This window comes from Nocardioides okcheonensis, from assembly GCF_020991065.1.
GTDB classification, from domain to species: domain Bacteria; phylum Actinomycetota; class Actinomycetes; order Propionibacteriales; family Nocardioidaceae; genus Nocardioides; species Nocardioides okcheonensis.
The window spans coordinates 3,744,673-3,765,582 of record NZ_CP087710.1 but is presented as its reverse complement, the minus strand read 5'-3'; the positions used below and the strand labels follow the sequence as shown (position 1 = coordinate 3,765,582).

The 20,910-nt window shown below is 72.2% G+C and carries 16 protein-coding genes; 9 read left to right on the top strand and 7 right to left on the bottom strand.

What is annotated here, in order from left to right; translation table 11 throughout:
• Window positions 1-79: 79 nt before the first annotated feature.
• The 4 genes from LN652_RS18280 to LN652_RS18265 all read left to right on the top strand — a co-directional run bounded on the left by LN652_RS18280 (window position 80) and on the right by LN652_RS18265 (window position 5,425).
• Window positions 80-1,603: an ABC transporter ATP-binding protein gene (locus LN652_RS18280; RefSeq protein ID WP_230442012.1), complete on the top strand. Its 1,524-nt coding sequence runs from the start codon at window positions 80-82 to the stop codon at window positions 1,601-1,603.
• Complete coding sequence (locus tag LN652_RS18275) at window positions 1,600-2,868, top strand: ABC transporter permease (protein ID WP_230442011.1); 1,269 nt, start codon at window positions 1,600-1,602, stop codon at window positions 2,866-2,868. The genes LN652_RS18280 and LN652_RS18275 overlap by 4 nt, the downstream gene beginning before the upstream one ends.
• Window positions 2,865-4,169 carry an ABC transporter permease gene (locus LN652_RS18270; RefSeq protein ID WP_230442010.1) on the top strand — a complete coding sequence of 435 codons (1,305 nt, stop codon included), beginning with the start codon at window positions 2,865-2,867 and terminating at the stop codon, window positions 4,167-4,169. Before LN652_RS18275 ends, LN652_RS18270 begins: the two co-directional genes overlap by 4 nt.
• A gap of 65 nt (window positions 4,170-4,234) precedes the next feature.
• Window positions 4,235-5,425: a PAS domain-containing sensor histidine kinase gene (locus LN652_RS18265; protein WP_230442009.1), complete on the top strand. Its 1,191-nt coding sequence runs from the start codon at window positions 4,235-4,237 to the stop codon at window positions 5,423-5,425.
• On the opposite strand, the gene LN652_RS18260 is transcribed toward LN652_RS18265, so the two are convergent.
• Genes LN652_RS18260 through LN652_RS18245 form a run of 4 tightly spaced genes read right to left on the bottom strand, consistent with a single transcriptional unit; the run spans window position 5,411 to window position 11,677 of the window.
• Window positions 5,411-6,601 (bottom strand): amidohydrolase, encoded by a 1,191-nt coding sequence (locus tag LN652_RS18260; RefSeq protein WP_230442008.1) that lies wholly within the window; start codon window positions 6,599-6,601, stop codon window positions 5,411-5,413. The genes LN652_RS18265 and LN652_RS18260 overlap by 15 nt on opposite strands.
• Window positions 6,602-6,657: 56 nt before the next feature.
• Complete coding sequence (meaB, locus tag LN652_RS18255) at window positions 6,658-7,659, bottom strand: methylmalonyl Co-A mutase-associated GTPase MeaB (protein ID WP_230442007.1); 1,002 nt, start codon at window positions 7,657-7,659, stop codon at window positions 6,658-6,660.
• The gene (scpA, locus tag LN652_RS18250) at window positions 7,659-9,851 is read right to left on the bottom strand and encodes a methylmalonyl-CoA mutase (RefSeq protein ID WP_230442006.1); all 2,193 of its coding nucleotides are present in this window, start codon (window positions 9,849-9,851) and stop codon (window positions 7,659-7,661) included. Before scpA ends, meaB begins: the two co-directional genes overlap by 1 nt.
• Complete coding sequence (locus LN652_RS18245; RefSeq protein ID WP_230442005.1) at window positions 9,848-11,677, bottom strand: methylmalonyl-CoA mutase family protein; 1,830 nt, start codon at window positions 11,675-11,677, stop codon at window positions 9,848-9,850. Before LN652_RS18245 ends, scpA begins: the two co-directional genes overlap by 4 nt.
• A gap of 261 nt (window positions 11,678-11,938) precedes the next feature.
• Here LN652_RS18245 and LN652_RS18240 point away from each other — a divergent pair, with 261 nt between their 5' ends.
• The 3 genes from LN652_RS18240 to LN652_RS18230 are packed head-to-tail and all read left to right on the top strand — an operon-like array spanning window position 11,939 to window position 15,349.
• Window positions 11,939-12,574 (top strand): succinate dehydrogenase cytochrome b subunit, encoded by a 636-nt coding sequence (locus tag LN652_RS18240; protein WP_230442004.1) that lies wholly within the window; start codon window positions 11,939-11,941, stop codon window positions 12,572-12,574.
• A 31-nt stretch (window positions 12,575-12,605) separates the two neighbouring features.
• Entirely contained in the window at window positions 12,606-14,603 is a 1,998-nt protein-coding gene (locus LN652_RS18235) for a fumarate reductase/succinate dehydrogenase flavoprotein subunit (RefSeq protein ID WP_230444768.1), read from the top strand.
• Between the two features lie 2 nt (window positions 14,604-14,605).
• Complete coding sequence (locus LN652_RS18230; RefSeq protein ID WP_230442003.1) at window positions 14,606-15,349, top strand: succinate dehydrogenase/fumarate reductase iron-sulfur subunit; 744 nt, start codon at window positions 14,606-14,608, stop codon at window positions 15,347-15,349.
• A 238-nt stretch (window positions 15,350-15,587) separates the two neighbouring features.
• Here the strand turns inward: LN652_RS18230 and LN652_RS18225 are convergent, their stop codons facing one another.
• From LN652_RS18225 to LN652_RS18215, 3 genes are all read right to left on the bottom strand, one after another.
• The gene (locus LN652_RS18225) at window positions 15,588-16,529 is read right to left on the bottom strand and encodes a hypothetical protein (protein WP_230442002.1); all 942 of its coding nucleotides are present in this window, start codon (window positions 16,527-16,529) and stop codon (window positions 15,588-15,590) included.
• Window positions 16,530-16,827: 298 nt separating this feature from the next.
• Window positions 16,828-17,895, bottom strand: coding sequence for a YihY/virulence factor BrkB family protein (locus LN652_RS18220; RefSeq protein ID WP_230442001.1), 1,068 nt, complete (start codon window positions 17,893-17,895; stop codon window positions 16,828-16,830).
• A gap of 4 nt (window positions 17,896-17,899) precedes the next feature.
• The gene (locus tag LN652_RS18215; protein ID WP_230442000.1) at window positions 17,900-18,409 is read right to left on the bottom strand and encodes a 2'-5' RNA ligase family protein; all 510 of its coding nucleotides are present in this window, start codon (window positions 18,407-18,409) and stop codon (window positions 17,900-17,902) included.
• A 61-nt stretch (window positions 18,410-18,470) separates the two neighbouring features.
• Here LN652_RS18215 and trpS point away from each other — a divergent pair, with 61 nt between their 5' ends.
• Together trpS and LN652_RS18205 are read left to right on the top strand one after the other, a co-directional pair.
• Entirely contained in the window at window positions 18,471-19,517 is a 1,047-nt protein-coding gene (gene trpS, locus LN652_RS18210; protein WP_230441999.1) for a tryptophan--tRNA ligase, read from the top strand.
• 153 nt (window positions 19,518-19,670) lie between these two features.
• Window positions 19,671-20,888: a lipase family protein gene (locus LN652_RS18205; RefSeq protein WP_230441998.1), complete on the top strand. Its 1,218-nt coding sequence runs from the start codon at window positions 19,671-19,673 to the stop codon at window positions 20,886-20,888.
• Window positions 20,889-20,910 lie beyond the last annotated feature (22 nt).

Here is a 20,910-nt window from a genome sequence, read left to right as displayed (position 1 = left end):
CGCGCCCTCGCGGGCCCCTCCCCCGTACCAGACCCCGGAGATCATGTCCGGGACGTTCCGACCCCTAGGATGCGATGCCATGAGACTCGTCCTGCGAGGCATCACCAAACGCTTCGGCAGCGTGGTGGCCAACGACTCGATCTCCCTGACCGTCGAGCCCGGCGAGATCCACTGCCTGCTCGGTGAGAACGGCGCCGGCAAGTCGACGCTGATGAACGTCCTCTACGGCCTCTACAAGGCGGACGAGGGCGAGATCGAGCTCGACGGCGAGGTCCAGCACTTCACCGGCCCCGGTGACGCGATGGCCGCCGGCATCGGCATGGTCCACCAGCACTTCATGCTGATCCCGGTCTTCACCGTCGCCGAGAACGTGATGCTCGGCAACGAGTCCACCGGGTTCGCCGGCACCCTCGACGTCGAGGCCGCCCGCGCCCGCGTCACGGAGATCTCCGACCGCTTCGGCTTCCACGTCTCCCCCGACGCCGTCGTCGAGGACCTCCCCGTCGGCGTCCAGCAGCGGGTCGAGATCATCAAGGCGCTCTCCCGCGACGCCGAGCTGCTCGTCTTCGACGAGCCGACCGCGGTGCTCACGCCCCAGGAGACCGACGAGCTGATGGACATCATGCGCCAGCTCCGCGAGGCCGGGAAGGCCATCGTCTTCATCACCCACAAGCTGCGCGAGGTCCGCGCGGTCGCCGACCGGATCACGGTCATCCGCCACGGCAAGGTCGTCGGCGAGGCCGACCCCAAGGCCAGCAACGCCGAGCTCGCCTCGATGATGGTCGGCCGCCCCGTCGAGCTGGTGGTCCACAAGGACGCGCCTACGCTCGGCGCGGACGCGCTGGTCGTGAAGGACCTCCGCGTCGTCGACGCGGCCGGTCACGTCCAGGTCGACGGCATCACCTTCACCATCCGCGCCGGCGAGGTGCTGGCGGTCGCCGGCGTGCAGGGCAACGGCCAGACCGAGCTCACCGAGGCGCTCCTCGGCCTCCAGGACGACGTGTCCGGGTCGATCACCCTCGACGGCCACGAGCTGGTCGGCCGCAGCACCCGCAAGATCCTCGACGCCGGCGTCGGGTTCATCCCCGAGGACCGGCAGGTCGACGGCCTGGTGCCGAACTTCACCATCGCCGAGAACCTCATGCTCAACCGGAGCTTCAAGTCCCCCTTCGTCCGCAACGGCTCGCTGCGCATCTCGGCGCTGCGCGCGTTCGCGGAGAAGAAGCTCAAGGAGTACGACGTCCGCGCCCGCGACATCGACTCCCTGGCCGCCAACCTCTCCGGCGGCAACCAGCAGAAGGTCGTCGTCGCCCGTGAGCTCTCGCGCGACCTGCGCCTGCTGGTCGCCGCGCAGCCGACCCGCGGCGTCGACGTCGGCTCGATCGAGTTCATCCACAAGCAGGTCGTCGCGACCCGCGACAGCGGCATCCCGGTCCTCGTGGTCTCCACCGAGCTCGACGAGGTGGTGGCCCTGGCCGACCGCATCATGGTGCTCTACCGCGGCCACGTCGTGGGCATCGTGCCCGCCGACACCCCCCGCGAGACCCTCGGCCTCATGATGACCGGCGAACGCCCGAAGGACCTGAAGGACGTGGTCGCGTGACCGACACCGACAAGCCCCAGCCCGACCCGACCCCCGAGCCCGGCACCCCCGAGCCCGGAGACACGAAGGTCGACGCGGCCGAGGACGCCAGCGCCGCGCCCCGCGAGCGCTCCAGCAGCGTGCTGCGCGAGATCGCGTCCGGCGACGCGCTGTCCGGCGTGCTCGCGGTCCTCCTCGCCTTCCTCGTCGGCTCGGTGATGATCGCCAGCACCGACGCGAACGTGCGCGAGACGATCGGCTACGTCACCGCCCGGCCGAGCGACTTCTTCAGCGCCGTCTGGGACGCCGTCTCCGGCGCCTACAGCGCGATGTTCCGCGGCGCGGTCTTCAACAACCTCGTCGACGACCCGGCCCAGCAGTGGCGTCCGCTCACCGAGACGCTGAAGTTCGCCGGACCGCTGATCCTCGGCGGCCTCGGCGTCGGCATCGCGTTCCGCGCCGCGCTGTTCAACATCGGTGGCCGCGGCCAGATGCTGCTCGGCGGCGGCGCCGCGGCGTGGGTGGGCTTCCAGCTCGACCTGCCGATGATCGTCCACCTGCCGCTCGCCATCCTCGTCGGCATGGTCGTCGGCGGCCTGTGGGGCGGCCTGGCCGGACTGCTGAAGGCCCGCACCGGCGCACACGAGGTGATCGTCACGATCATGCTCAACTACGTCGCCTACTACCTGCTGTTCTGGGCGCTCACCAAGGAGTGGCTGCTCGCCACCCCGGGGTCGGTCAACCCGAAGTCGCCGCCCATGAAGGAGTCGGCGATCCTCCCCAAGGTGCTGGGCGACCGGTTCAACCTGCACCTCGGCTTCGTGCTGGCGCTCGTCGCCGTGCTCGTCGTGTGGTGGCTGCTCTCCCGCTCCACCCTCGGCTACCGCATCCGCGCCGTCGGCGAGAACCCGAACGCCGCGCGCGCGTCGGGCATCAACGTCGGGCGCACCTACGTCGTCGTGATGATGATCGCGGGCTCGCTCCTCGGCCTCGCGGGCGTCAACCAGGTGCTCGGCACCGTCACCAGCGGCGTCTCGACCGACATCGACGCGGGCATCGGCTTCGACGCCATCACCGTGGCGCTGCTCGGTCGCTCGCGCCCGCTCGGCATCCTCGCCGCGGGCATCCTGTTCGGCGCGTTCAAGGCGGGCGGCTTCACCATGCAGGCCTCCGAGAACATCTCGGTCGACCTGGTCCTGGTCGTCCAGTCGCTGATCGTCCTCTTCCTCGCCGCGCCGCCCCTGGTGCGCGCCATCTTCCGGCTCCCCGCCCAGGAGGCCAAGTGAGCACCGTGACCGAGCAGCCGACGCCCGAGAGCGGCGGCCTCGCCCCCGACCCCGCCGTCACGCCCGTCCGCACCGCCGGCACCCGCAAGCTGCCGGTCGTGCTGGGCGCGATCACCGTGCTCCTCGCGCTCCGGTTGCTGCTGACCTCCCGCTCGGGCGACACGACGTTCCGGCTGGCGACCGACAGCGACTTCGTGACGCTGCCCGACATCGTCGTCCCGGCCGTCGCCACCGCCTGGGTGATGCTGGTGGTGTGCCTGGCGCTCACCGCGGAGGCCGTGCGCCGGATGCTCGCCCACGTCCGCCAGCCGATGTGGCTGCCGATCGCCTTCGCGGTGGCCTGGATGGTCGGCTTCCTCGGCTGGGAAGCCGCGGGCAGCCGGATCCAGGTCGTCAGCCTCCTCGGCGGCGCCATCTCGCTGGCGATCCCGCTCGTGTTCGGCGCCCTCGGCGGCGTGCTCGGTGAGCGCGCCGGCGTCGTCAACATCGCCATCGACGGCCAGCTGCTGTTCGGCGCCTTCGCCGCGGCGGTCACCGCGTCCCTCACCGGGTCGTTGTGGGCCGGCCTGGTGGCCGCGATGGTCGCCGGCGCCCTGATCGCGCTGGTCCTCGGGCTCTTCGCGATCACCTACTTCGTCGACCAGGTCATCGTCGGCGTCGTGCTCAACGTGCTGGTCGTCGGCATGACGAACTTCCTGTTCCGCCAGGTCCTGACGCCCAACGCCGACTCGCTCAACTCCCCCGAGCGGTTCCGCGCGGTGCCGCTGCCGGTGCTCGGCGACATCCCGCTCATCGGTCCGATCCTGTTCCGCCAGACCGCGCTGGTCTACGTGCTCTACGCCGTGGTCGCGCTGGTCGCCTTCGCCCTCTACCGCACCCGGTGGGGCCTGCGCGTCCGCGCCGTCGGCGAGCACCCGAAGGCCGCCGACACGGTGGGCATCAAGGTCAACCGGACCCGCTACCGCACGATCCTGCTCGCCGGCGCGATCGCGGGCATGGGCGGCGCGTACTTCAGCCTCGTCTCGGTCGCCGGCTTCAACCGCGAGATGACCGGCGGCGCCGGCTACATCGCGCTCGCCGCCGTGATCTTCGGCAAGTGGGACCCGATCCGCGCCACGCTGGCGGCGCTGCTGTTCGGCTTCGCGTCCAACCTGCAGGGCGTGCTGTCGGCGATCGGCTCCGACATCCCGAGCCAGTTCATGCTGATGCTCCCCTACCTCGTCACCATCTTCGCGGTGGCGGGCCTGGTAGGCCGGTCGCGGCCGCCCGCGGCCGACGGGGTGCCCTACAAGTCGCAGTAGCGTCCCCGTTCCTCCGTCGTGGTTGACTGGGCCGGTCGGCTCGGCGGCACACGACGGAGGAACGGATGGCGGATCGACGGCGCCCGCTCGGGGAGCGGGACTCGCTCGGCGAGAGCGCGTTGGCCCAGGGCAGCGCGCGCTACGCGTCGATGGTCGCCCACCACCCGCACGCGGTGTTCTCGGTCGACCGCGACGGCTTCTACACCGAGGCCAACGCGCACGCCTGCGCGATGACCGGCCTGAGCCTGGAGCAGATGCGGCGGACGCACTTCGCCGACACGATCCACCCCGCCGACCACGCGGTGATGCAGGACGCCTTCGAGCACGTCATGACCGGTGAGCCGGTCGTGGTCGAGGCGCGCGTCGTGCGGGTCGACGGCGCCGTCGTCGACTTCCGCTGCACCGGCATCCCGATCCTCGAGGGCGGGGAGGTGGTCGGCGTCCACGGCGTCACCGAGGACATCACCCGGGAGAAGCAGGTGCTGCGCGAGCTCGAGGAGGCCAACGCCGCCAAGACGCTGTTCCTCGCGACCGTCAGCCACGAGCTGCGCACCCCGCTGGCCGCCCTCGTCGGCGCCACCGACCTGCTGGTCCACGCCGACTCCCCCGCCGGGTCGGGCCACTACCTCGACATGGTCCAGCGCGCCAGCCACCAGCTGATGCACCTGGTCGACGAGCTGCTGGAGTTCTCCGGGCTGCAGACCCACCAGACCGTGCTCGACGTACGCCCCTTCGAGCCGCGCGCGGTCGTCGACGCGGTCGCCGCGTGGGCGGTCCCGCTCGCCCGGGAGCGCGGGCTCGACCTCGTGCTGTCGGTCGACGACGCGGTGCCGGCGAACGCTGCCGGTGACGTGCGCCGGGTGCGGCAGGTCGTGGCCAACCTGGTGCGCAACGCGCTGACCTTCACCGCGACCGGACGGGTCGAGGTGCGGGTCCGGACCCGCCCGCACTCCCTCGACCCCGGCGACGTCCACGCCGCCGACGAGTGGGTCGAGTTCATTGTCACCGACACCGGTCCCGGCATCGACGAGGAGCACCTCCGCACGCTCTTCGCGCCGTTCGCCCGCTCGACGGCCCGCGACGCCCGCCCCGGGGCCGGGATCGGGCTGGGGCTGGCGATCTGCCGTGCGCTCGCGGACCTGATGGACGGGTGCCTGCAGGTGGCGTCGACGCCCGGCGAGGGCAGCACCTTCACCTTCGGCGTGCCGCTCGGCCGGTGCGCGCCGTCGCGCACGGAGGCGTCAGCCGGCGGCTGACAGGGCGGTGACCGCCGCCTCGGCCAGCACGCGCGCCGCGATGCCGGTCGCGGCCTCGTCGACGCGCAGGTTGCCCTGGTGCAGGTCGTAGGTGGGGCCGCCTGGCGTGCGGGTGCCGAGGCGCGCCATCGCGCCGGGCAGCGAGTCGAGGTACCAGCCGAAGTCCTCCCCGCCGAGGCTCTGGGCGGTGGACACGTGGCCGTGGCGGCCCAGCACGGCGTCGACGGCGGTGCCGAGCATGGCGGTCGAGACCGGGTGGTTGACGACCGGCGGCACGCCGCGCTGGTAGGTGACCTCGGCGGCGACGCCGTAGGGAGCGATGATCGTGGTGATCAGCTGGCGGATGAGGTGCTCGGCGTCGGCCCACGCGACCGCGTCGAGCATCCGCACGGTGCCGGCGACGACACCGGTGTGCGGGATGACGTTGTGGGCCTGCCCGGCGCGCACGGCTCCCCACACCACGCTGACCCCGGCGCGCGGGTCGAGGCGGCGGCTGAGGATCGCGGGCAGCTCGGTGATGACCTTCCCGAGCGCGAAGGTGAGGTCCTCGGTGAGGTGCGGGCGCGACGTGTGCCCGCCCTTCCCGGTGAGCTTGACGGTCAGCGCGTCGGCGGCGCCGGTGAGCGGACCCTCACGCAGCCCGACGCGTCCGACGTCGAGGCTGGGGTCGCAGTGCAGGCCGAAGATGTGGTCGACCCCGGCCAGCGCCCCGCTGCTGATCAGGTGCAGCGCGCCGCCGGGCATGACCTCCTCGGCAGGCTGGAAGACCAGCCGCACCCGACCCGGCAGCAGCCCCCGCGCGGCGACCTCGGCCAGCGCGAGGCCGGCCCCGACCAGGCCGGTCGTGTGCACGTCGTGGCCGCACGCGTGGGCCACGCCCGGCACGGTGCTCTTCCACGGGTCGGAGGTGAGGTCGTCGACGGGCAGGGCGTCGAGGTCGGCCCGCAGCGCCACCAGCCCGCCGCCGCTGCCGATCTCGGCGAGCACTCCCCCGCCGTCGGGGCGGGTGACGGTCCAGCCGCAGCCCTCGAGGGCGGACTCGACGACGTCGGAGGTGCGGGACTCGGTCCAGCTGAGCTCGGGGTGGGCGTGCAGGTCGCGACGCATCGCGAGCAGGTCGTCGGCGTACTTGTCGACGGTCTCGGCGATGACGAGCGTGGAGGGGGAATCGGCCATGACCTTCCCAGAGTAGCGACTGGCCCGGGCACGCCGGACCGGACCTGGACAACCGGTCAGCGGGGATCGGCGTCGTAGGCCGCGAGCAGCCGGTCCGCCGCGAGGGGCGCAGGGAGCTCACCGGCGAGCACCGCGCGGCGTACGTCGTCGCGCACCGCGGCGACCCCCGCGGAGGAGCGCAGCCGCTGGTCGAGCTCGTCGCGGACCAGCGCCCAGGTGAACTCCAGCTGCTGCTCGGCGCGCTTGCGGGCCAGCCCGTCGGCGCCGAGGTGGTCGCGGTGCTGGCCGATACGGTCCCAGACGTCGTCGACGCCGTCGCCGGTGAGTCCGGAGCAGGTCACCACGGGCGGCGCCCACTCGTCGTGGCCGCGGACCAGCCGCAGCGCGCCCGCCAGCTCGCGGGCGGCGACCCGGGCGTCCGCCGCGTGGTCCTGCCCGCCCTGGGCGTCGGCCTTGTTGACCGCCACCACGTCGACGATCTCGAGGATGCCCTTCTTGATGCCCTGGAGCTGGTCGCCGGTGCGGGCGAGGGTGAGGAACAAGAAGGTGTCGACCATCCGCGACACGGTGACCTCGGACTGGCCGACGCCGACGGTCTCGACGAGCACGACGTCGTGGCCGGCCGCCTCCAGGACCAGCATCGCCTGGGCGGTCGCGCGGGCGACGCCGCCCAGCGTGCCGGCCGACGGCGAGGGCCGGATGAAGGCCCGGGGGTCGACCGCCAGCGTCGACATGCGGGTCTTGTCGCCGAGCACCGAGCCGCCGGTGCGCACCGAGGACGGGTCGACCGCCAGCACGCCGACCCGGTGGCCGGCCGCCGTCAACCGTCCGCCGAGGGACTCGATGAAGGTGGACTTGCCGACCCCGGGGACGCCGGAGATCCCGACGCGCACCGCCGGCGGACGCTCGACCTCGGCCAGCGCGGTCAGCAGCTCGCGGGCCGCGAGCCGGTGCTCGGCGCGCGAGGACTCCACCACGGTGATGGCGCGCGAGACGGCGGCACGCTGCCCGTCCCGCACCCCCGCGACGAGGGCGTCGACGTCGACCGGACGGGGCATCAGGCTCCCGGGCCGGCCCCGTGCTGCTCGCGCAGCCGGGCGATCAGGTCGAGGGCCGACTCGGCGATGACGGTGCCGGGGAGGAAGACCGCGGCGGCGCCCATCTCCCGGAGCGTCTCGACGTCGTCGGGCGGGATCACGCCGCCGATGACGACCATGATGTCCGGACGCCCCTGCTCGGCCAGCGCCTGCTTGAGCGCCGGCAGCAGGGTGAGGTGGCCGGCCGCCAGCGAGGAGACGCCCACGACGTGCACGTCGGCGTCGACCGCCTGCTGGGCGACCTCCTCGGGCGTGGAGAACAGCGGCCCCACGTCGACGTCGAAGCCGAGGTCGGCGAACGCGGTCACCACGACCTTCTGACCGCGGTCGTGGCCGTCCTGGCCCATCTTGGCGACCAGGATGCGGGGGCGGCGGCCCTCCTCGGCCTCGAACTCCTCCGTGGCGGCGATGACCTCGGCGACCTTGCCGCCGGGGGCGGTGCCTGCCTCGTCGCGGTACACGCCGCTGATCGTACGGATCACCGCCTGGTGGCGGCCGTAGACCTTCTCCAGCGCGTCGGAGATCTCCCCGACCGTGGCCTTGGCGCGCGCCGCGTCGACGGCGAGCGCGAGCAGGTTGCCGTCGAGCGAGCCGTCCCCGGCCGGACCGCGCTCGGCGCTCGCCGTGATCGCGTCCAGGGTGCGGCGCACGTCGTCGTCGTCGCGCTCGGCGCGCAGCCGCTCGAGCTTGGCGACCTGCTGGCGGTAGACGTCGTCGTTGTCGACGCGGAGCACGTCGAGCTTGTCCTCGGCGGCGAGGCGGTAGGTGTTGACGCCGATCACCTTCTGGTGGCCGGCGTCGATCCGCGCCTGGGTGCGGGCGGCGGCCTCCTCGATGCGCATCTTGGGGATGCCCTGCTCGATCGCCTTCGCCATGCCGCCGGCGCGCTCGGCCTCCTGGATGTGCCCCCACGCGCGCTCGGCGAGGTCGTGGGTGAGCTTCTCGACGTAGTAGGAGCCCGCCCACGGGTCGACGACCTGGGTGGTGCCGGACTCCTGCTGCAGCAGGAGCTGGGTGTTGCGCGCGATGCGTGCCGAGAAGTCGGTGGGCAGCGCGATCGCCTCGTCGAGGGCGTTGGTGTGCAGCGACTGGGTGTGGCCCTGGGTCGCGGCCATCGCCTCGATGCAGGTGCGCCCGACGTTGTTGAAGACGTCCTGCGCGGTCAGCGACCAGCCGGAGGTCTGGCTGTGGGTGCGCAGCGAGCGCGACTTGGGGTTCTGCGGGTCGAAGTCGTCGACCAGCCGCGCCCACAGCGCCCGGGCCGCCCGCATCTTGGCGACCTCCATGAAGAAGTTCATCCCGATCGCCCAGAAGAACGACAGCCGCGGCGCGAACTGGTCGATCGTCATCCCGGTGCCGAGGCCGGCGCGGATGTACTCGACGCCGTCGGCCAGCGTGTAGGCCAGCTCGAGGTCGGCCGTCGCCCCGGCCTCCTGGATGTGGTAGCCGGAGATCGAGATCGAGTTGAAGCGCGGCATCCGCTGCGAGGTGAAGGCGAAGATGTCGCTGATGATCCGCATGCTCGGGGCCGGCGGGTAGATGTAGGTGTTGCGGACCATGAACTCCTTGAGGATGTCGTTCTGGATGGTCCCCGCGAGCTGCTCCGGCTTGACCCCCTGCTCCTCCGCCGCCGCGATGTAGAGCGCGAGCACGGGCAGCACGGCGCCGTTCATCGTCATCGACACCGACATCTCGTCGAGCGGGATGCCGTCGAAGAGGGTGCGGGTGTCGTAGATCGAGTCGATCGCCACGCCCGCCATGCCGACGTCGCCGCGCACCCGCGGGTGGTCGGAGTCGTAGCCGCGGTGGGTGGCGAGGTCGAAGGCGACCGAGAGCCCCTTCTGCCCGGCCGCGAGGTTGCGGCGGTAGAAGGCGTTGGACTCCTCGGCGGTGGAGAAGCCGGCGTACTGCCGGATCGTCCACGGCTGGGTGGTGTACATCGTCGGGTAGGGCCCGCGCAGGAACGGCGCGAGGCCCGGCCAGGTGTCGAGGCCGTCGAGGCCCTCGAGGTGCTCGGGACCGTAGACCGGGAGGATGTCGATCCCCTCCGGGCTGGCCCAGGACTCGCCAGCGCTCTCGGTGGTTGAGGTGCGAGCGGAGCGAGCCTCGAAACCTCCGAGGGCGACGTCGGCGAAGTTCTTCGGGATGCTCACTTCGAGAGCTCCTCTCGGATCCGGCCGAGGAAGCCGAGCGCGTCGACCCCCAGGGCGCACGAGTCGTCGACGTCGGTCACGGTCCGCTCGCCCGGCTTGCCGGCGAGCACCACGTAGGACGCCCCGGCCGCCCGCAGCGCGGCGACGAGGTCGCCTCCCCACTCGGCGTAGGCCGCGTCGGTGCCGGCGAGCACGGCGACCGGCTGACCGGCGTAGGCCGCCGTCACGTCGTCCACGGACGCGGTGGCGCCGGCCGCCTCGACGGCGACGCCGCCGGCGGCGAGCAGGTTGGTGGCGAAGGTGGCTCGCGCGGTGTGGGCGGCGACCGGGCCCATCGTGGCGAGGAAGGCCGGGCGCTCGGCGGGCTCGCTCCGCATGTCCTGGAACGCCCAGTCGTAGTGGCGGGCGTGGCGGAACGGGACGGGGTCCCGCTCGGGCAGCACCTCGCCGAGGTTCGGGAACTCCGAGACGCCGGTGATCGGGCGCGAGCGGTCGGCGACCTGGGCGTCGCGCGCCGCGCGGACCGCGCGGTAGCGCTCCTTCACCCCCGCGCGGGCCTCGTCGGCGAACGCCCCGCCCGCTGCCTCGATCCGGCCGAGCTCGGCCCAGGCGGCGACCGCGAGGTCGTCGGTCAGCCGCTCCACGGCGTAGGACCCACCGGCGGGGTCGGTGACCGCGGCGACGTGGGACTCCTCGATCAGCAGGGAGGAGGTGTTGCGGGCGATCCGGCGACCGAACGCGTCGGGCATGCCCAGCCGCTCGTCGAAGGGGACGACCGTGACCGCGTCGGCGCCGCCGACACCGGCCGCGAACGCGGCGACGGTGCCGCGCAGCATGTTGACCCACGGGTCCTGCTTGCTGGTCATCGGGCGGCTGGTCACGGCGTGCAGCGACACCGCGCCGTCGGCGCCCGCCACTCCACTCGCCTCCAGCACCCGCGCCCAGACGCGCCGGGCCGCGCGGAGCTTGGCGATCGTGGGGAACTGCTCGTCGGTCGCGGCCAGGCGGAGCTCGACGAACCGCGCGGCGTGCTCGGCGGAGAAGCCCTCGTCGGCGAGCAGGCGGAGGTACGCGACGCCGGTCGCGGCGGTCCAGCCGAGCTCCTGCGCGTCGCTCGCGCCCTGGTCGTGGAGCGCGGTGCCGTCGACCACGAGCGCCCGGACGCCGAGCTGCATCGCGCGGCGCACGACGGGGACGAGCAGGCTGCGACCCGTCACGCCGTCCTCGCGCACCGGGTGCGGCAGCATCTCGAGCGTCTGCGGGTCGAGGGACAGGTTGGTGGCCGGGTGCAGCGCACCCTCCACGCCCTCCAGGAAGGCGGCGAACGACTCGACCTGGGCGAGCGACGGGCGGTCGAGCACGACGGGCGCGAGGTCGAGCAGCACCCCGTCGAGCACGGCGGCCCAGTCGGGGGCGTCGTCGCCGTCGAGGTGCAGCAGCACGGAGGTGGCGCCGTTCTCGAGGTCCTGGAGGATGGCCTCGTTGGTGGCGCGGGCGTCGACGACCTCGACCTGGGTGCGGACGTCCCAGGGGCCGGAGCGGGTCGGGCGACCGGCGGTCGTGCGCCCCTCGAGGTCGGACGGCTGGCCGATCGGGGGCACCTCGATGCCGTCGAGCGTGGTGCGGGTCAGCGCGCCCCACACGTCGGCGTCGGGCGCGTCCTCACCGAGCCGGCGGGCCTTGCGCAGCACCGCAGCGGTGGCGGCCTCCCAGGCGTGGACGTCGTAGGCGTCGCCGTCGCCCACCAGCCGGAGCGAGCCCTCCTCGGGCTGCAGCTCCTCGGGCTCGTCGAGCCCGCCGTCCAGGCCGCGATCGGGGTCTGTCATGAGCGCAGGATAGGACGCTCGTCACCCGACGGACACCGCCCGCACCTATGGGATAGGTCTCACCGGCGCCCCGCCCGGCCCGTGGCGTACGTCACACCCGACGCGCGCACGAAAACCTCACACCGACTCGGCGCGTCGCGAGGGCGGAGGCCGCGATACCGTGAACATGTGGCAACCCAAATCAACGGCCCCCGAACCCAGGGTCCGACTCTCGTCAAGGGTGCGCGGGCTTCTCGCACCACCATCGCCCTGAAGCTCGGGATGGCGGTGAGCGGCGTCGTCTTCATCGGCTTCGTCCTCGCGCACATGTACGGCAACCTCAAGGCGTTCGCCGGGCACGACGCGTTCAACGACTACGCCGAGCACCTGCGCGAGATCGGCGAGCCGATGCTCCCCCACAGCGGGGTGCTGTGGATCCTGCGCGTCGGGCTGATCGCGGCGCTGGTCGTGCACGTCTACTGCGCCGTGACGCTGTGGCGTCGCGCCAGCAGCGCGCGCTCGACGAAGTACGTCGTGAAGAAGAACCCGGGCGCCAGCCGCTCGAGCCTGATGATGCGCTGGGGTGGCGTGACCATCCTGGTCTTCCTCGTCTGGCACCTGCTCAACTTCACCATCGGCAAGGTCAACCCGCAGGGCGGCGCCACGAACGACCCGTACAACCTGCTCGTCGACACCTTCGACGTCTGGTGGCTGACCGTGATCTACCTCGTCGCGATGGTCGCGCTCGGCCTGCACCTGCACCACGGGGTCTGGAGCGCCGCGCAGACGCTCGGCTGGACCGGCAACGCCGCCAAGCGCCAGCGCGCCAAGGCCGCCGGCCTCGTCGTCGCGCTGGTCATCTCGATCGGCTTCTCCCTCGTCCCGCTCGGTGTCCTCGCGGGCATCATCACCAAGTAAGGGGTCCGTGCTCGTGAGCAACGACATCGACATGAAGGTCACCACCGGCCCGTCCGGCGAGTCCTACGACGACGCCGCCGGCTACTACACCCCCGGTGAGCCGATCGTCGACACCAAGGCGCCCGCCGGCCCGATCGCCGAGCGCTGGCAGACGCGCCAGTTCGAGGCCCGCCTGGTCAACCCGGCCAACCGCCGCAAGCTCGACGTGATCATCGTCGGCACCGGTCTGGCCGGCGCGTCCGCCGCCGCCACCATGGGCGAGGCCGGCTACAACGTGAAGTCCTTCTGCTACCAGGACTCCCCGCGCCGGGCGCACTCGATCGCCGCGCAGGGCGGCATCAACGCCGCCAAGAACTACAAGGAGGACGGCGACTCGGTCCACCGCCTCTTCTACGACACCGTCAAGGGCGGTGACTACCGCTCGCGCGAGTCGAACGTCCACCGCCTCGCCGAGGTCAGCGCCAGCATCATCGACCAGTGCGTCGCGCAGGGCGTCCCGTTCGCCCGCGAGTACGGCGGCCTGCTCGACAACCGCTCCTTCGGCGGCGTGCAGGTCTCCCGCACGTTCTACGCCCGCGGCCAGACCGGCCAGCAGCTGCTGATCGGCGCGTACCAGGCCCTCGAGCGCCAGATCTCGGCCGGCACGGTCTCGATGTACTCGCGCCACGAGATGCTCGAGCTGATCGTCGCCGACGGCAAGGCCCGCGGCATCATCGCCCGCGACATGGTCACTGGCGAGGTCGAGACCCACCTCGCCGACGTCGTCGTCCTCGCCTCCGGCGGCTACGGCAACGTGTTCTACCTGTCCACCAACGCGATGGGCTCCAACGTCACCGCCGCGTGGCGCGCGCACCGCAAGGGCGCCTACATGGCCAACCCCTGCTACACGCAGATCCACCCGACCTGCATCCCGGTCTCGGGCTCGCACCAGTCGAAGCTGACCCTGATGTCGGAGTCGCTGCGCAACGACGGCCGGATCTGGGTGCCGAAGAACCAGGCCGACTGCGACAAGGACCCGCGCGACATCCCCGAGGAGGACCGCGACTACTACCTGGAGCGGATCTACCCCTCGTTCGGCAACCTGGTCCCCCGCGACATCGCGTCGCGCGCGGCCAAGAACGTCTGCGACGAGGGCCGCGGCGTCGGCCCCGAGGTCGACGGCGTGCGCCGCGGCGTCTACCTCGACTTCGCCGACGCCACCCAGCGCCTGGGCAAGGACGCGGTCGCCTCGAAGTACGGCAACCTGTTCGACATGTACGCCCGGATCACCGGCGAGGACCCGTACTCGGTGCCGATGCGCATCTACCCCGCGGTCCACTACGTCATGGGCGGGCTGTGGGTCGACTACGACCTGCAGTCGACGATCCCGGGCCTGTTCGTCACCGGTGAGGCCAACTTCTCCGACCACGGCGCCAACCGCCTCGGCGCCTCCGCGCTGATGCAGGGCCTGGCCGACGGCTACTTCGTGCTGCCGCACACGATCCGCGACTACCTCGCCGACGGCCCGTTCGAGCCGATCGCCGAGGACCACCCCGCGGTCGTCGAGGCGCGCGAGTCGGTGCAGTCGCGCATCGACCACTTCCTGTCGGTCAACGGCACCCGCAGCGTCGACTCGTACCACCGCGAGCTCGGCAACATCATGTGGGAGTACTGCGGCATGGAGCGGTCCGAGGACGGGCTGAAGAAGGCGATCGACCTGATCCGCACCCTCAAGGACGACTTCTACCGCAACGTGAAGGTCCTCGGTGCCGCCGAGACCATGAACCAGTCGCTCGAGAAGGCCGGCCGCGTGGCCGACTTCATCGAGCTCGGCGAGCTGATGTGCATCGACGCCCTCAACCGGCGCGAGTCCTGCGGCGGGCACTTCCGTGCCGAGTCGCAGACCGAGGACGGCGAGGCGCTGCGCCACGACGACGAGTACGCCTACGTCGCCGCGTGGGAATGGGCCGGCGCCGACGCCGCGCCCGTCCTGCACAAGGAAGACCTCGTCTACACCGCCATCGAGATGAAGCAGCGGAGCTACAAGTGAGCATGAACCTGACCCTGAAGATCTGGCGCCAGCCGGACGCTGCGTCCACCGGCGCGATCCACACCTACCAGCTCGCCGACGTGTCGCCCGACATGTCGTTCCTCGAGATGCTGGACGTGCTCAACGAGCAGCTCAACGAGCAGGGCGAGGAGCCCGTCGCGTTCGAGCACGACTGCCGCGAGGGCATCTGCGGCTCGTGCGGGCTGATGATCAACGGCGAGGCGCACGGCCCGGAGGTCACCACGACCTGCCAGCTGCACATGCGCTCGTTCTCCGACGGCGACACGATCACCATCGAGCCGTGGCGCTCGGACGCCTTCCCGGTCATCAAGGACCTCGTCGTCGACCGCAGCGCCTTCGACCGGATCATCCAGCAGGGTGGCTACGTCTCGGTCAACACCGGCGCGGCCCCCGAGGCGCACTCGGTGCCGGTCCCCAAGGACGACGCCGACCGCGCGTTCAACGTCGCGACCTGCATCGGCTGCGGCGCCTGCGTCGCGGCCTGCCCGAACGGCTCCGCGTCGCTCTTCATGGGCGCCAAGATCACCCACCTCGGCCTGCTCCCCCAGGGCCAGCCCGAGCGCGACACCCGCGTGGTCAACATGGTGGCCCAGCACGACGCCGAGGGCTTCGGCGGCTGCACCAACATCGGCGCCTGCACCGCGTCCTGCCCCAAGGAGATCCCGCTCGACGTGATCTCCCAGCTCAACAAGGACCTGCGCACCGCGATCCGCCACGGCCACTGAGCCGTACGCTCCACCGCACGAGGGCCGGGGGGTCTCCCCCGGCCCTCGTCGCGTCTCCGTCCGCCCGCTCCCTCGGCCCGAGCGGTGCGCCACCCGCCCGAGCGGTGTCCCACCCACACTTTCGTGCTCCCGATTGTGGGTCGGCCACCGCTCGTCGGCGCGCCCCGTACGACACGCGGGCAGGGCGGTGCGCCACCCACATTCCCGATCGCCCGACTGTGGCTGGGACACCGCCCGATCACGCGATGCGCACCCGGCGGACGATCTCGGACAGGGGACGGAACAGGTCGAGCCACAGGCCGTCGAAGTCCGGCGGCGGACCGTCGTACCCCCGCGCGACGAGCGCTGCGTGGATCCGCCGGACGGTGGCCCTCGGTGCGCGCATCAGCTCCTTGGTCACCTGCTCGTACGCCGTGGAGGTGCGGCGGTAGGCGGCGTACCGGTCGATGTCGGCGAGGTACTGCGGCCGGTCGTCCTGGTGGTGACCGCCCTCGTACTCGACCGCGAGCTGCTGCGCCGCGAACCACAGGTCGGGCGTCAGCACGGTGCCGTCGGGGAGCTCGACCTCCTGGTTGACGTCCGGCATCGCGATGCCGGAGAAGGTGACGTAGGCCAAAAGCTCGGCCTCGGGGATCGAGCGCGGCCGGTCGTCGAGGAACGGGCCGACGTACGACGCCTCGCGGGCGCCGGCGCGCCACGGCTCCGCGTCCAGCAGCCGCTCGAGGAGGGTCCCGTCGAGGTGGTGCTTGTTCAGCAGGAAGCAACCGAGACCGATCGCGTCGATCAGCCTGGCCTCGGCGCAGAACGCCACGAAGGCCGCCTCGATGCTGACCCCGGACTCGTCGTGCGGCGGCATCTTCACCGTGCGGTGGAGGAAGACGCCGTCGAGGACGAGGTGCAGGTCGCCCTCGACCACGAAGTGCAGCGGGAACGGCGCGCCGACCCCGAGCCCCAGCTGGCGGAGTCGGGTGGTCCCGGTCGTGCGGGCACCGTCCGGCAGGGCGAGCTGCGCGGCCTGCACGTGGTCGGCCCAGGACATCTCGTGGTCGCGGTGGACGTAGACGCCCTGGTGGATCCGGTGGAACCGCGTGCCCTCGAGCACGCGCGCCGGCACACCGGCGTCGAGCGCCGCCGAGCGGGTGACCGGACCGTGGAGGACGAGATCGGGGAGTCGGAGCATCCGCTGATTCCGCCACCCCGGAGCCGGGCGCGCACCCGGCCGCCGGGCACCCTGGGGACGACCGGCTCGTACGCGCCCCTGTGGACGGCCAGCGGCCCACGTACGTCCGTCCCCCAGCGGTGCGCCACCCACACTTCGGCCCCCGGAAATGTGGCTGGGACACCGCTCAGGCGGGCGGCACGGTGGACAGGCCGAAGGGGCGGTGGCTGACCCACACTTCGGCCCCCGGAAATGTGGCTGGGACACCGCTCAGGCGTGCGGCGGCCCCAGCGGCAGGCAGGCGAGGCCGGGGGCAACCTCAGCGGCGGCGGCGCACCAGCGCGACCAGGCCGAGCATCGAGGCGGCACCGGCGGCGAAGGCGGCCTTCGAGGAGCGGTGGTCCGCGGCGGGCGCGGAGGGGCGTACGCCGCCGGCCGCTGCTGCGGCGACGTCGATCTGCGGACCCTCCGCGCGCCCCGCGGCGGCGGCCTGCGCGGCGCGGCGCTCGCGCGACTCCACCGAGGTGTGGGCCCACGCGGCGGCGAAGAGGACGACGCGAGAGAAGTAGTTGATCCAGATCAGCAGCACCAGGGCGATGCCGAAGACCGCGAACGCGGGCTGGCCCTGCGTGGAGGCCAGGAGGAAGGCCGCAGCCTGCTTGAGCAGCTCGAAGGCGACCGCGCCGAGCAGGGCGCCGCTCCACAGCGAGCGGTCGGGGGTGTCGTGGTCGGCGAGCACCTTGAAGATGGCGAAGAACAGCAGCGAGTTGGCCGCGAGGCCGACCGCGACCCCGATGAGCCCCACCAGCGGCGCCAGCTCCTGGTCGAGCCCGATCCAGGAGAGGATCTCGCCCGAGAGCCAGTTGACCGCGGCGGACACCGCGACGGCGACCATCAGCACCACGCCGACCAGCACCAGCGCGAGCAGGTCCTTGAGCTTGCCGCCCACGAAGCCGGGCTGCTCGCGCCGCGGCGTCTCGAAGACCGCCTGGAGCGCGGTGCGCAGGCCGGACACCCAGCCGAGCCCGGAGTAGAGCAGACCGACCACGCCGAGCCCGGCCGCGGCGCCGGCGCCGGTCTGGAAGGCCTCGATGGAGATCTCCCCGGGCTTCGGGTCGTCCTCCACGACCATCGGCAGGACCGACTGGATGGCGTCCACCAGCTGGCCCTGCGCGTCGGGATAGACCCGCGCGGCCCAGCCGACCACCGCGAAGCCGAGCGCGAGGATCGGGAAGAACGAGAGGAAGCCGAAGAACGTCACGGCGCCCGCGAGGGCGCTGCCGTTGACGAAGCCGTAGTGCTCGACCATCCGGACGAGGTGGTCGATGAAGGGGCGGCGCTCGCGAACCTCCGCGACGCGCTGCTTGACGGTGTCGAGGAGCGGCATCAGGTCACCCGAGGTCGTAGTGGGAGGTGGGCTGCCAGCCCGCCTCGTCGTCGTGGACGTAGAGGCTGAAGGAGTCGACGGCGAAGCGGCACTCGAAGTCGGCGAGCTCGTCGAAGGCGCGGTCGAGGGCGGGGTCGTCGAGGTGGTGGGCGACCGTGACGTGCGGGTGGTACGGGAACTCCAGGTCGACCGCCAGCGGCCCGCTGCGGACCGCGTCGGCGAGCAGCTCGCACGAGGAGATGCCCTCCGCGAGGGTCACGAAGACGACCGGCGAGACGGGGCGGAAGGTGCCGGTGCCGCGCAGGTGGATGTCGAAGGGCTCGACGGCGCCCGCGGCGCAGGCCAGGTGCCGGGTCACCGACGCCAGCTCCTCGTCGGAGACGCGCGCGGGCGGGACGAGGGTGATGTGGGTCGGGATCTGGGTCGCGGTGGTGTCCCCGACGGAGGTCCGGTAGTCCTGGAGCTCGCTCCCCCACGGCTCGGGGATCGCGATGGCTACTCCGATGGTCGGCACCCCACCGACCCTACATAACCGGTTCGCCGGGCCCGACGGCCGCTTAGTAGGCTCGTGCGTCGTGAGTGACACCTTCCGCGCCGCCCAGTCCCGCAGCGAGGCGATCGAGCAGCAGATGGCCACCGACCCGGCCTCGCTGCGGATGCTGACCGGGGACCGTCCGACCGGAGCGCTGCACGTCGGCCACTACTTCGGCTCGATCCGCAACCGCCTCCGCCTCCAGGACAGCGGCGCGGAGATCTGGCAGCTGATCGCCGACTACCAGGTGATCACCGACCGCGAGGTCGCCGGTGACATCGCGGGCAACGTGCGCAACCTGCTGCTCGACAACATCGCCGCCGGGCTCGACCCCGAGAAGGCGACGATCTTCACCCACTCGTCGGTCCCCGCGCTCAACCAGCTGATGCTGCCGTTCCTGAGCCTGGTCAGCGTCGCCGAGCTGCAGCGCAACCCCACGGTCAAGGACGAGGCGAAGTCGGCCGGGATCACCTCGATCGGCGGGCTGCTGCTCACCTACCCGGTCCACCAGGCCGCCGACATCCTGTTCTGCAAGGCCAACGTGGTGCCGGTCGGGCGCGACCAGCTCCCCCACCTCGAGCAGACCCGCGTGATCGCGCGGCGCTTCAACGACCGCTACGCCCCGGTGTTCCCCGAGCCGGGCGCGCTGCTGTCCGAGGCACCGCTGATCCTCGGCACCGACGGCACCAAGATGAGCAAGTCCAAGGGCAACGTGGTCGAGCTGCGGATGAGCGCCGACGAGACCGCGAAGAAGCTCAAGGGCGCCAGGACTGACAGCGACCGGGTCATCACCTACGACCCCGACGCGCGCCCCGAGGTCGCCAACCTGCTGACCCTCATCGGGCTGTGCGAGGGCCTCGACCCGGCCGTCGTCGCCGAGGAGATCGGTGACGGCGGCGGCGGCGCGCTCAAGGCCCGGCTGACCGACGCGATCAACACCGAGCTCGCCCCGCTGCGCGCCCGACGCGCCGAGCTCGAGGCCGACCCGGGCCACCTCGAGGACGTCCTGCGCCGCGGCAACGAGCGGGCCAACGAGGTCGCCGAGGCCACACTGGCCGAGGTCCGCGAGGCGATGGGCATGGTCTACTGACGCACTGCAACGTGACGGACGTCACACTGCGGTGTGATGTGACTCACCAGTAGGTTCCGAGCGTCGGTCGGGTGGTCCGGCCGAGGAGGGAACCCATCCATGGCAGTCGCTGCATCTCGTCGTCGTACCCGCTCTCGGGGTCGGACGGCCCGCGTGATCGCGTCACTCGTCACCCTGCTCACCACCACGCTCGCCTTCGGCGCGCTCGGCACGACGTCGGCCGGCGCCGTCGTCCCCGAGCCACCCCGCCCGGCGTTCTACGAGGCCCCGGCCACCCTGCCCGCGACCAACGGGGCGGTGATCCGCAGCGAGAAGATGACCTTCCTGCTCGACCCGCTCGACGCGACGAGCCTGGTCCGCAACGCCAACCGGGTGCTCTACCGCACCACCAACCGCGCGGGCCGGCCGATCGCCGCCTCCGGCACGGTGCTGGTGCCGACCACGCCGTGGATCGGCGTCGGGTCGCGGCCGGTCATCGGCTACGCCCCCGGCACCCAGGGGCTGGCCGACCGCTGCGCGCCGTCGCGGCTGTTCTCCGAGGGCATCGAGTACGAGGGCATCGGCATCGAGGCGCTGCTGCTGCGCGGCTACGCCGTCGCGATGCCCGACTACGAGGGCCTCGGCACCGCCGGCGTGCACACCTACATGGACCGGGTCTCCCAGGGACGCGCGACCCTCGACGCCGTCCGGGCCGCCCAGCGGCTCCCCGGCACCGGCCTGAGCAGCAGCAGCCCGGTGGGGATCATGGGCTACTCCCAGGGCGGCGGCGCGGCCGCGTCGGCCGTCGAGCTCGCCTCGACCTACGCCCCCGACCTCAGGGTCAGGGGTGCGGTCGTCGGCGCTGTCCCCGCCGACCTGGCGACGGTCGCCACCACGCTCGACGGCGGGCTCTACTCCGCGTTCGCGTTCTTCGCGCTGCGCGGGCTGTCCGCGAGCTACGACGTCGACCTCGGCCCGTACCTCAACGCCCGCGGCCGCGCGGTGAGCGACCAGATCGAGCAGGAGTGCGTGTTCGACCTGCTCAACCACGCGTTCGTGAAGTCGTCGACGCTCAGCGCGAGCGGCAAGCCGATGTCGACGCTGATCCAGCAGGAGCCGTTCAGGTCGATCGTCGAGGCGCAGCGGATCGGCACCATCAGGCCGACCGTGCCGGTGCTGGTCACCCACTCCGCCCTCGACGACGTCATCCCGTACGCCGTGGGCAAGCAGCTGGCCCGGTCGTGGTGCGGCAAGGGGGCCAACGTGCGCTTCTCCACCAACCTCGCACCGCTCCACGTCGGCGGGATCGTGCCGCAGACCGCCGAGGCGCTGCCGTTCTTCGAGGCGCGCTTCGCCGGCCTGCCCCAGCTGAGCAACTGCTGGGCGATCTGACCGCGGGCTGAGGGGCCCGAGC